Below are 11,816 nucleotides of genomic sequence, written 5' to 3'. Positions count from 1 at the left end.
GGACATCTGCCGGCCATTGGATCTCGGCGAGCCCGTGGATCGCATCTACAACCTGGCATGCGCTGCCTCGCCGCCGCGTTACCAGGCCGACCCGATACACACCACGCGAACCTGCGTGATCGGCACGCTCAACCTGCTCGAACTCGCTGTCCGATATGACGCGCGGCTGCTACAGGCCTCGACGAGCGAAGTGTATGGCGATCCGGAGCAACATCCCCAGAGGGAGGACTATGTTGGCCATGTGAACTGCACAGGCCCGCGCGCCTGCTACGACGAGGGCAAGCGCACTGCCGAAACGCTTTGCTTCGACTATCTTAGAGCCGGCAAAGCCGACGTGCGCGTCGCGCGCATCTTCAACACCTACGGTCCGAGAATGGATCCGGCGGATGGCCGCATCGTCTCAAACCTGATCATGCAGGCGTTAGAAAAACGTCCTCTGACGATCTTCGGCGACGGCTTGCAAACGCGGTCCTTCTGCTATGTCTCCGATCAGATCGATGGATTGAGGCGACTGATGGACATCGACCCCAATCCGGGCAAGCCGGTCAATCTGGGCAATCCCGGAGAATTCACCATCGTGCGACTGGCGGCGCTGGTGAAGGCGATGACCGGCACCAAATCGGATTTGAGATTTCTGCCGCTGCCGCAAGACGATCCTCGGCGCAGGCAGCCCGATATTTCGCGTGCAAAAGCGCTGCTCGGCTGGACACCGAAGGTGCCCCTCAACGAAGGGCTCAAGCTGACGATCGATTATTTCGCGGCGCTCGAAGGCAGTCGCATCGGCGATCAGATGACAGGCTTTGCCAAAAGAGCGAGGCCGGCATCCGGCGGGCTGCAGAACCTTCCGGCGTGATGCGAGACGGCCGCCGAATCTTTCCCGAGATCGCGCGGAACATCCGCCCAAGCTTGTGGTTTGGCGGGAGGACCCGATACGGAGGATCATCCTCATGCAACCCAAGCGACCCGCGAGGGATATCGACCAGATGGCCGAACGCGAGACGGCTGCCTATCTGCGGCGCGCCTCGATCACCTATCTCGAGTGCTGCGTCAGCTTGATGATGACGCATCTGCAGCGCGAGGAAGTGGCCACTATTCTCGAGCAGGAAGCAGACATGTTGCGAAGGCTGGATTGATCGGAACGATCATATCAGGCATTCGTCCAGGAACCGTATCAGTCGCATCCTATATCGGTCTGCCGTCGCGGCCAGCCTTGCTTTTTCCCGGCCATTTTCGGATTGCGCAGCCGTGCTCCAGAGCCCGAGCTGGAATGCCAAATAGCACGGTTCGAAAAAGCCGATGTGGCCGTTGTCGATGGCACGCTTCATTCCTTGGACCAGGGTCCTCACATCGCTGTCGGATAGCCCGTACTCGACACGGGCGCCGGCAATGTCCCACTCTATTGGCTGGCAGCCGATCAAATCGTGTGCCCGGCAATGGTCGACGGCATCTGTCTTGAGCACCCTGCCGTCGGCACGAACGAGAAACTCCCATGGTTGGAGCTTTCCATCGATTTCAACGCGCTGCAGCCCGCTCGCGGGGGCCTGTTTCGAGAGCCAACCGCGCAAGGCTGCCGCGCGTTTTTCGCCCAGGGCTTCCGACGTATTGGAAACAGCCATCTCCGCGAGTGCAAGCAATGATGCACCCGGTTCGCAAGTTCGAAGATTGAGCGCACGCCAGGCCAGGTAATTTGTGAACTCCGCGATCAGTCTTTCCCTGGGTAGCGGCGCCTGATCCATCGTGGTGCCGTCAATCCACCGTTCAACCAGAAAGCCATGGCAAAGCGCGACAAACTGCGATCCGAACTCGGCTTCATGCAACATCGTCGCGGTTCGTTTCTTGCGCCGTCCGGTTTCGCCGAGGCCCGCGAATTTGACGAGCCAGCGGTCACGCCCGGCGGACGCCAGGAATTTACGCCGCTCGGTACCGCGAGGGCTCGGCGGCCAGCGCCCTTCGTCGGCGTAGTGGGCGGCCCGCCACTCGCCGCCAGATAGCTCGGTCAGGCCTAATTCCGGCCTGCCGACCGCCTCGGCCACCCAATCGCGCAACGTGGGAATTTTCGAGCTTTCGGAGAAGGTGCATTCAAACGCCGTCGCCACATGCTTCGGACAGCGCGACCATGTCTCCCGAGCCTCCCGCGACGCTTCGATGCCCGGGCCGCCTGAATGGCTGGGAAACAGGTGAATGCGGTCCGTATCGATACCCAGTTCACGCAGCCACATGATAACGGCATGCATCGAACTGCCGGACAGGCCAGGACCCTCGTCGACAACGGCGAAACGCGCCGACGGATTGTTCATCCAAGTGGCGATCGACTGCGGATCGGCGTTGATATACCTGCGGAAGGGATGGCCGATCGGGCGAACGCTGAATGGTGCCGGCGCACCAATCGAGGCCGCCACCATAGCTGCCAGCCCGAGGCCGATGCTGCGGACGCCGATCACACATGTGTTCGCACCGAGACCCGACTTCTGTGCTGCGTCCAAATAGCTTTCGGGATAAAGCGCATAGTGCGCATAACCCTCGGCAGAGCCGGTCACAACCTCGGCTTGGCAGTCGAGCCCGGCCAGCAGTTTGAGAAGTCCCGGATCGATGCCACCGCCGACGTCGAAACCGCTTCGCCACGACTTCGCCACCTCTGCCGCAAGTCCGACCAGCAACCTGGCACCTTGCTGTTGCCGCGGCGAAAAGATGTCGATGCCGCTGGTTTGGAAATCGACATCGGCAAGCGCCTGAACCAGCTCCGACACGCTGATGAATAGTCCGACCAATACAGCATGGCGGTGGACGCCATGAGACATCCGATCCAGGCTTTCGGCCATTTCGTTTGCTGCTTCCCGAAGCTGCTCTGCGCTCTCGGTCTGCCTGTGGTCGCCGTAGACGATCATCGATCGATTTTCCAATGTTGCCGTGCGGCAACGCATCGAATGCAGCTTCGATCCATGCAGTCTCGCGCAATTTTTCGATGGGCGGAGGAACATTCCGGCACGCTGATGGTTCGGCGCCAGGAACTTACCTTTGAACAACATAGGGTGGCGGTTTCGTGGGATCGAAAAAGGTTCGTGTTGGTATCGTTGGGGTCGGCAACTGCGCATCCTCCCTGGTGCAGGGCCTCTCGTTTTATCGTAACGCGAAAAGCAACGAACCAATCCCTGGGCTGATGCATGCCGACCTTGGCGGCTACCATGTCGACGACATCGAGATTGTCTGCGCATTCGATGTCGCCAGGAGCAAGGTTGGCCGCGACGTCGCGGAAGCGATCTACGCCGCCCCGAACAACACGTTCCGCTTCGCCGACGCGCTGACAACCGGCGTTCGCGTCGAGCGCGGGCCGACGTTGGACGGAATCGGCAAATATCTGCGCGACGAGATTGAAGAAGCTCCGGAGCCGGTTGCCAATGTCAGCGAGATCCTGCGCGACAGCAACGCTGACGTGCTGGTTTCCTACCTGCCGGTGGGTTCTGAGGAGGCAACTTGCTTCTATGCCGAATGCGCACTCGAGGCCGGCTGCGCCTTCGTCAATTGCATACCAGTTTTCATCGCCTCACGCCCGGAATGGCGCCGGCGCTTTGAGCAGCGAGGACTGCCGCTGGTCGGCGACGATATCAAGAGCCAGGTCGGCGCGACCATCGTGCACCGGCTGCTGGCCAATCTCTTCCGCGAACGCGGCGTACGCATCGACCGCACCTATCAGCTGAATTTCGGCGGCAACACCGATTTTCTCAACATGCTGGAACGCGAGCGGCTGGAATCGAAGAAAATCTCGAAGACACAGTCCGTGGCCAGCCAGTTCGATGTTCCCCTGGAGCCAGGCAATATCCACGTTGGGCCCAGCGACCACGTACCGTGGCTGACCGATCGCAAGTGGGCCTATATAAGGGTGGAAGGCACGACTTTCGGCGGCGTGCCGCTCAATGCCGAGCTCAAGCTGGAAGTCTGGGATTCTCCAAACTCGGCCGGCGTGGTGATCGATGCGGTACGCTGCGCCAAGCTGGCGCTCGATCGCGGCATGGCCGGAGCGCTGACCGGTCCCTGCAGTTATTTCATGAAGTCGCCTCCCGAACAGTTCACCGACGCCGAAGCGCGGCAGCGCACGCTCGCTTTTATCGCAGGCAAGGACGAGCCTTTGCTCGATGCTGCCGAATGACGACGACCTTCTTTCTGATCCGCCATGCGGCACACGACAATGTCGGCTCCTATCTGGCAGGCCGTATGGACGGCGTTTGCCTCGGGGATGCTGGTAAGACGCAGGCAACGCAGCTTGGCTGCCGCATGGCCCGGGAGCCGATTGCAGCGATCTTGTGCAGCCCGCGCGAGCGGACCCGAGAGACGGCCCTGCCAATCGCGCTCGCCTGCGGCGTCGGGGAAATCGCGATCTGTGCCGAACTCGACGAGATCGACTTCGGCGACTGGTCGGGAAAGACCTTCGATGAGTTGAGCGGCAACGCCGGCTGGCGAGCGTGGAACGACCAGCGGCAGGAGGCCAGGACACCAAACGGCGAAACCATGCTGGATGTCCAACAGCGCGTCGTCGCGGTGATGAACGCTGCCCACGAGCAGCATCAGAATCAGTGTGTCGCCCTGGTCAGCCACGCCGATGTAATCAAGGCCGCTGTCTGCAAAGTCCTTGGCTTGCCGGCCGGCGACTGCTTTCGCTTCGACATCGATCCCGCCTCGATCACCACGATCGTGTCGGGCGACTGGGGGGCGAAGCTGATCCGATTGAACGAAGTTGCCTGACGAGGATTTGCCGGATGCAGATGGTCATTTTCGGTCTTACCGTCACGTCTTCATGGGGTAACGGCCATGCCACCTTATGGAGGGGACTGATCAGAGCCCTCGCCCGGCGCGGCTGGTCCATCACCTTCTTCGAACGCGACACACCCTACTATGCCGGAACGCGCGATCTTGATCATCTGGACGGCGGCAACATCGTGCTCTACCCGGACTGGGAGGATATCCGCCGGGTCGCGGAGCAAACGATCAAACGATCGGATGTCGTTATCGTCACCTCTTATTGTCCAGATGCCGTGGACGCCTCGCGGCTGGCGCAGCAGGCAGGGCCCGGACTGCGGGTCTTCTACGATCTGGACACTCCGGTCACGCTTGCCCGCATCGAACAAGGTGAGCGTCCACCCTATTTCGGCCCCGAGGGTCTTGCCGATTTCGACCTCGTCCTGAGCTACACAGGCGGCTCGGCGGTCGACGCGCTGAAGGCGGTTCTGGGCGCGCGTCACGTGGTGCCGCTCTATGGGCATGTCGATCCGGATCAACACCGGCCGGCTACGCCGCGGGCCGAGTTCAAGGCCGATCTCTCCTATCTCGGAACCTACGCGCCCGATCGCCAGGCGGCCGTCGAGAATCTGCTGGTTCGCCCAGCTGCGCGCTTGCCGGACCAGCGCTTCATCATCGGCGGCGCACAATATCCGCAGGAATTCCCGTGGAGCGACAACATCTTCTTCGTCAGGCACCTTCCGCCGGCCGATCACCCGGCGTTTTTCTCATCCTCTCGTCTGACACTGAATGTGACCCGCGAGGCGATGGCGCAAAAGGGCTGGTGCCCTTCGGGCCGGTTGTTCGAAGCAGCGGCATGTGGAGTGCCTATCGTAACCGACACATGGCCGGGCCTAAGCAGCTTCTTCGAACCCGGCAGCGAGATCCTGCTGGCCCACGACACCGATGACGTGGTCGCGGCGCTCGCCTTACCCGCAGGAGAACTCGATGCTATCAAAACCCGTGCGCGCCAACGGGTTCTCGACGAACACACCTCTGGCCGGCGCGCGGCGGAGCTGGACCAGATTCTAAACGACGCCTTTCAAAGATCTCCCGGCGAACCGATGATGGAAGCAGTCTGATGTTGGGCATTGTGCCCGCTGCCGGGCGCGGCAGCCGCATTCAACCGCTCGGCTTCTCGAAAGAGCTGCTGCCGGTCGGCAGCCGGATCGATGGACAGACCGAGCGTCCCTGCGCCGTGAGCGAGTATCTGGTGCGGCGGATGGTGCACGCTGGCGTCGACAAGATCTGTTTCATCATTGGATCGGGCAAATCCGACATCCTCGAATATTACGCTGCCGGCTATGGTGAGGCCGCGGCTCTCTTCGTGGTGCAGCCCAATCCCGTTGGACTTTGCGATGCGATTTTTCGGGCAGCGCCTCTCGTCGCGTCCGATGAGGTCGTCCTGGTCGGCCTTCCCGACACGATCTGGTTTCCCGAGGACGGCTTCTGTCATTTGCCTGACGATCAGCTTTCATTTCTGCTCTTCCCGGTGGATCGTCCGGAATTCTTCGACGCCGTCGTTGTCGATGACCACGAGCGCGTGATCGAAATCCAGGTCAAGCAACAGGACGCCGCCACGAACTGGGTTTGGGGTGCGTTCAAGATGCCGGGCCAGATCCTGCATCAGCTTGCGGCACTCTGGCGTGAACGGGAATGCCGTGACGAATATATCGGCACGTTGGTCAACGCCTACCTTGCGGCCGGAGGTCAAGCCTCCGGCGTCAAGGCTGGGTCCGCCTATGTCGATGTCGGCACATTCAATGGCTATCGCACGGCTCTGCGGCTGCTCGAGGACGGCGCCGCACCCGTCCATCACCAACCCGCCACGATTATGCCAGGTGCCCGTTCGCATGTGCCTGTCGTTCCCGGCGAAGGAGCCTGATCATGCTGCATTCCCATGCCGAAATCCGCCGCCGTATCGATGCTCTCGGCCCATGGTTCCACAACATGGAACTGGCGGGTGTCGAAACCGCTCCCAACCATTTTCTCGGCAATTATCCGCTGATCAAATGGCGCAAATTCGCCGAGGCCATTCCCGCCGATCTGACAGGCAAGACGGTGTTGGATATTGGTTGCAATGCCGGTTTCTATTCCATCGAGATGAAACGGCGAGGTGCTGCCCGTGTCCTCGGCATCGATTTCGATGAGGCCTATCTGGCGCAGGCCCGCTTTGCCGCCGAGATCGCCGATTGCGAGATCGAATTCCAGAAACTTTCTGTCTACGACGTCGGCGCCCTGCGCGAAACATTCGATGTCGTGCTGTTCATGGGGGTGCTTTATCACTTGCGCCACCCCTTGCTCGCGCTCGACCTTATCCGTGAGCATGTCGCCGGTGACCTGATGATCTTCCAGTCCATGCAGCGCGGCAGCACAGATCTGCCCGAGATGGAAGAGAACTATCATTTCTGGACGCATGACCTGTTCGACCGGCCGGAATTTCCCAAGCTCCATTTCATCGAGCACCGCTATGCCGATGACCCGACCAACTGGTGGATACCCAACCGCGCCTGCACCGAAGCGATGCTGCGCAGCGCCGGTTTCGAGATCGTTCTGCACCCCGAACAGGAGGTCTATTTCTGCCGCGCCGCCGGCGACGCGGCCAGTGGGGGTCCCGTCTACCCCTCGAAAGGACAGCGCCATGATTGAAGCCGCGATGATCTGGAACGAGCCCAACAACAAATCGCATTGGGATCCCGAGCTCGACCCCGATTGGAGCCGCTTCGCCGGGATGGCAATCCTGGCGGCGGACGCAATCGCATCTGAAAACCCGGCTTTGACCAAAGTGCTCGGTGGCATCTCGCCAATAGATCCGGGGTTCATCACCCGCATGAAGGAATTCGGCGTGCTGGATCATGTCGATGCCGTCGCCGTGCACGGCTTTCCCCTCGACTGGAATCTGTGGCAGATCCAGGAATGGCCGCAGAAGATCGGCGAGATCGCGACCGTCACCGATCTTCCCATCTGGGTCAGCGAAGTCGGCGTATCGACCTTCGGCGCCGAGGAAATCCAAGTCTGGGGGCTCAAGCGCACAGCTGAATTGCTGCTCGGCAATGCGCCACGCATCCAGTGGTACAGCCTCTACGATCTTCCGCGTGAATGGGAAGCAACGACGCGTCACCGCGAAGCCGAGGGCTCCTCTTACTATCGTCATTTTCATATGGGGCTGCTGCGCCAGGACGGCACGCCAAAGCCCGCGCTGGAGGAATTCCTGCGCCATACACCCGCAATGGGCCTGGTGCAGTGGTTTCATTTCGAAGACCCGCGGCTGGACGATGCCGTCGCCTGGATGAAGCGGCTGGGTGTCACCAATATGCGTACCGGGCTTTCCTGGGCGGACAGTTTTCGGCCGAATGCGCTGGACTGGTTCGACCGGCAGATGGAAGCACTCGCCGATTTCGATGTGACGGTCACCTTCTGCTTCACACCCCAGCACCGCGGAATGATGCCCCACCACACCAGCCCGCCCCTGGTGCCGGAGGAGTTCGCTGAATTCTGTTCAACCATGATCCGCCGCTATGCGCCTGGCATGACATCCGCCTCGCTCCCCACGCAGCGGGCCTCGGCCGCGTGAAATGTCATGCTGCCCATGCATCAGGTGCAGGACTTCGCGACGCCGTTGACAGGTGGAGATACGGCGCGGGGCAACGAGACTCGCCCAGGCGAGACACTCACCGTCCTCAATGTCGCCTACCCTCTCGCGCCCGTCGGCCCCGACGCTGTCGGCGGTGCCGAACAGGTTCTGTCGGTGCTCGATCGGGCACTGGTTCAGGCCGGTCATCGATCTATCGTCATTGGCTGCCGAGGCTCCAGAACGACCGGCACGCTTGTGGAAATACCGGCCGAAAACGGCGTACTCGACGAGGCGGCGAAGAGCCGCGCGCAACAGGCCCATCGCGAGGCGATCGCGGCTGCCCGTGCCCGATGGCCCATCGACGTGGTTCATCTGCACGGCATAGATTTCGACGCTTATCTGCCCGACGATGGTCCGACCTTGGTGACCCTCCACCTGCCATTGGATTGGTATCCGGCCGCGGCATTGCGCCCGACGCGCGGTGATCTCTGGCTCCATGCGGTCTCGCCCACCCAGCAGAAAACCGCGCCATCAGACGCCCGGCTGACGGCGCCGATTCCGAACGGCGTTGACATCGAAGCACTGACCCTGCTGCAGTCGAAGCGCGGCTTTGCCCTTGTTCTAAGCCGGGTTTGTCCGGAAAAGGGCGTCCACCTGGCGCTCGACGCAGCCAAACAGGCAGATGTGCCGCTGGTCATCGGCGGCAAGGTCTATCCCTATGAAACGCATACGCGGTACTTTCGCGATGAGGTCCAACCTCGCCTCGATGGCCGCCGCCGCTTCCTTGGCCCTCTCGGCTTCACCGCCAAGCGACGCATTCTCAATGCGGCGCGCTGTCTGGTCATTCCGAGTCTCGCAGCCGAGACCAGCTCGCTTGTGGCCATGGAGGCCCTCGCCTGCGGTACTCCGGTGGTCGCCTTTCCAAATGGTGCGCTTCCCGATGTCATAGAGCACGGCAGGACGGGCTTTCTCGTCGATACGGTCGACGAGATGGCCCAAGCCATTCTTGCGGCGCCCAGCTTGGATGCCGAGACATGCAGGGCCGAAGCGCGACGGCGGTTTTCGCTGGAACGGATGATCTCGTCTTACATGGACGCCTATCAGGCGCTGGCACGGCTTGGCACTGGTCGCCGGCGCTTCGCGGCGACGCCGTGAGCTAAACTGTGCTGCGCAGCGAAATCATCGGTGACCTCACACAATTGGACGCCTTAACGCCGCACTGGTGGAAACTGTGGCAGCGGAGTCCCTCGGCGACTCCGTTTCAATCTCCCGCCTGGCTGGTGCCGTGGTGGCACGCATTCGCACCTGGTGAACTGGCGACGGTCGCGGTCTGGCGTGGCGACGATCTGGTCGGGCTGGCGCCATTCTACCTTGAGCATGGGATATCCGGTTCGAAGCTGCTTCCGGTCGGCATTTCGCTCAGCGATTATCTGGACATTCTGGCTGTCCCTGGGAGCGAAGCCGAGGTCGTCGACATTGTCGCCGAGTCGATCCTCTCGATCGGGTGGGCGCAATGGATCTTGTCGGACTTGCCGCAGGACAGCCTCTCCCTTGCGATGACGCATCCCGAGATGGATTGGCCGACCGCCCATGCCGCCTGCCCCGTGCTCGCCCTCGCCGGCGACGAAACGCTTGCAGGCTGCGTCCCCGCAAGACGCAGACGCCAGTTGCGTCGGGCGCGTCAAGCCGCATCAAGATGCGGCCGGATCGCGCTGTTGTCGGCAAGCGGCAGTCCGCAAACTTTCCTCGATCAATTGATCCGCCTGCACAATATGCGCTGGGCCGAACAAGGAGGCGGTGTGTTGGCCAACGCCGCCGTCGAGCAATTCCATCGGCTCTCACTTCCCTTGCTCGACGCTCACGGTCTGGTGCGATGCTGGCTGTTCGCGATCGATGGCGGAACCGTCGGCGCCTATTACGGATTTCACCACCGCGGCCGTGCCTATGCTTATCTCGGTGGTTTCGACCCTGCTTATGCCGAGGAGAGTCCAGGTGCGATCCTGATTGGCCACGCAATCGCGGAAGCGATCCGCGAAGATGCGTGCGAGTTCGATTTTCTGCGCGGCCAGGAGGCCTATAAATATGGCTGGGGCGCCGTCGACAGGTGGACGATGCGCAGGGTCTGGACGCGGAGTTGATGCATGAGTGTAACCGCACCGAAAGCCGCCCGGCGCACGACATCGGTCAGGCTGGCGGTTGAAGACTGCATGGCCGATGGCATTTGCGCCGAAGGTGTTCTCGTCAGGCTGGCGCTCCACCTGCCGCCCACAATTGGAGCGGCGGAATTGGCGGAGGTCGTGCTGAAGGTCCAGCCGGCGGATGCCGGCGACGCAGCAAGGCTGCGAAAGGTCGCCGGACTGCTGCGCTGCAAACCAGACGTCTTCGCCATGTTGCGGGCAACGGGTGGCGCCGTTCGGCATGAGCGCGATGAGGACGAGACGAATGTCGCTGTCGTCATGCGGCTGGCCTCCAGCTTCGATGCCGCGGCAGCGATTTCGGGAGCCGCGAGTGTCCAACTGGCATCCCTCGGCGATGAGGCAAGGCTCACAGTCACGACCAACGAAATCGTCGCATGGCTGGAAGCGCGAGAATTCACCGGAAGGGAACGGAGCATTCTCGACATCGGTTGCGGCATCGGCCGTTTCGAGCGCGCGCTGTGCAAATCCTTCAAGCGCATGGTCGGCATCGACATATCGCCGAGGATGATCTCCATCGCCTCCGAGCAATGCGCCGCACTCGGCAATGTCGAGTTGCGACAAACCTCCGGTCTCGATCTGTCCGAATTCGCCGATGCCAGTTTCGATTGCGTGCTGGCGGTGGACAGCTTTCCCTATCTGGTTCTGGCCGGCATGGCTGATCGGCATTTCGACGAAATTGCGCGCGTTCTGAAACGGCCGGGCTGGCTCGCCTTGCTGAACTATTCCTATCGCGGATCACTTCTCTCAGACCGCGATGATATCGGCCGTCTGGCGCAAGCTCATCAATTGCGGGTCCTCATCGACGGCGAGAAGCCGTTTCGGTCGTGGGATGGCGACGCCTTTCTGCTCGCTGGGTGAAGCGGAACATTACAGCGCGATGCCAGTTCGGACGTCGAACAACGGGCACCGACGAGTGTCCCCGACTCGAAGGAGGATATCATGGCATCCGGCGGTAAAAAACAATTCGGCCGCAGCAGCCAGGCAAGAGTGCCGGCGCCGGCGCGATGACCTCCCTGGAGAGGGACAAGATCGAAGAAAACGCGGTCTTGTCGAGTCGCAACAAGAAGCAGCATGGCCAGGAGCGCGGGCAGGACGGCAATCGGATCAAGTCCGATCAATATCAGGATCAGGCCGCTGACCGATTGCCTAGGGACTGAACGCCACCGCAGCGCGTCCATGGCCCGGGGCGACGAAGGAGCAGCAAGGAAATAAACCTGTGCAAGGGGCCGCTGGTGAGCTTCTTGACGGTGGACACCGCCTTGTAATGCCAGGCG

At 61.6% G+C, this 11,816-nt stretch carries 12 protein-coding genes; 11 read left to right on the top strand and 1 reads right to left on the bottom strand.

The genetic code is table 11. The features are described 5' to 3' along the window. Together EOB59_RS08645 and EOB59_RS08640 are read left to right on the top strand one after the other, a co-directional pair. Positions 1-853, top strand: an 853-nt coding sequence (locus EOB59_RS08645; protein ID WP_245486570.1) for an NAD-dependent epimerase/dehydratase family protein, incomplete at its 5' end; no start/stop codon positions are given. Positions 854-947: 94 nt separating this feature from the next. Beyond that, a complete protein-coding gene (locus tag EOB59_RS08640; RefSeq protein ID WP_032900517.1) occupies positions 948-1,133 on the top strand; it encodes a hypothetical protein in 186 nt (61 codons plus the stop codon). 9 nt (positions 1,134-1,142) lie between these two features. Here EOB59_RS08640 and EOB59_RS08635 read toward each other — a convergent pair whose 3' ends face one another. Beyond that, positions 1,143-2,885 (bottom strand): hypothetical protein, encoded by a 1,743-nt coding sequence (locus tag EOB59_RS08635; RefSeq protein ID WP_128288168.1) that lies wholly within the window; start codon positions 2,883-2,885, stop codon positions 1,143-1,145. 155 nt (positions 2,886-3,040) lie between these two features. Between EOB59_RS08635 and EOB59_RS08630 the strand changes: the two genes are divergently transcribed. Genes EOB59_RS08630 through EOB59_RS08590 form a run of 9 tightly spaced genes read left to right on the top strand, consistent with a single transcriptional unit; the run spans position 3,041 to position 11,400 of the window. Further along, positions 3,041-4,144: an inositol-3-phosphate synthase gene (locus tag EOB59_RS08630; protein ID WP_128288167.1), complete on the top strand. Its 1,104-nt coding sequence runs from the start codon at positions 3,041-3,043 to the stop codon at positions 4,142-4,144. Beyond that, positions 4,141-4,737: a histidine phosphatase family protein gene (locus EOB59_RS08625; RefSeq protein WP_128288166.1), complete on the top strand. Its 597-nt coding sequence runs from the start codon at positions 4,141-4,143 to the stop codon at positions 4,735-4,737. The genes EOB59_RS08630 and EOB59_RS08625 overlap by 4 nt, the downstream gene beginning before the upstream one ends. A gap of 14 nt (positions 4,738-4,751) precedes the next feature. Further along, positions 4,752-5,852 (top strand): glycosyltransferase, encoded by a 1,101-nt coding sequence (locus EOB59_RS08620; protein ID WP_128288165.1) that lies wholly within the window; start codon positions 4,752-4,754, stop codon positions 5,850-5,852. Beyond that, positions 5,852-6,655, top strand: coding sequence for a sugar phosphate nucleotidyltransferase (locus EOB59_RS08615; protein WP_128288164.1), 804 nt, complete (start codon positions 5,852-5,854; stop codon positions 6,653-6,655). Before EOB59_RS08620 ends, EOB59_RS08615 begins: the two co-directional genes overlap by 1 nt. A 2-nt stretch (positions 6,656-6,657) precedes the next feature. After that, complete coding sequence (locus EOB59_RS08610) at positions 6,658-7,419, top strand: TIGR04290 family methyltransferase (RefSeq protein ID WP_128288163.1); 762 nt, start codon at positions 6,658-6,660, stop codon at positions 7,417-7,419. Beyond that, positions 7,412-8,344: a beta-xylosidase gene (locus EOB59_RS08605; protein WP_127269611.1), complete on the top strand. Its 933-nt coding sequence runs from the start codon at positions 7,412-7,414 to the stop codon at positions 8,342-8,344. The genes EOB59_RS08610 and EOB59_RS08605 overlap by 8 nt, the downstream gene beginning before the upstream one ends. Positions 8,345-8,350: 6 nt before the next feature. Further along, positions 8,351-9,499 (top strand): glycosyltransferase, encoded by a 1,149-nt coding sequence (locus EOB59_RS08600; protein ID WP_128288162.1) that lies wholly within the window; start codon positions 8,351-8,353, stop codon positions 9,497-9,499. Positions 9,500-9,507: 8 nt separating this feature from the next. Further along, positions 9,508-10,482: a GNAT family N-acetyltransferase gene (locus EOB59_RS08595; protein WP_164895610.1), complete on the top strand. Its 975-nt coding sequence runs from the start codon at positions 9,508-9,510 to the stop codon at positions 10,480-10,482. A gap of 3 nt (positions 10,483-10,485) precedes the next feature. After that, positions 10,486-11,400: a class I SAM-dependent methyltransferase gene (locus EOB59_RS08590; RefSeq protein ID WP_128288161.1), complete on the top strand. Its 915-nt coding sequence runs from the start codon at positions 10,486-10,488 to the stop codon at positions 11,398-11,400. Positions 11,401-11,816 lie beyond the last annotated feature (416 nt).

The organism is Mesorhizobium sp. M7A.F.Ca.MR.176.00.0.0 (assembly GCF_004023165.1).
GTDB lineage: Bacteria > Pseudomonadota > Alphaproteobacteria > Rhizobiales > Rhizobiaceae > Mesorhizobium.
This window is presented reverse-complemented; position numbering and strand designations above follow the sequence as displayed.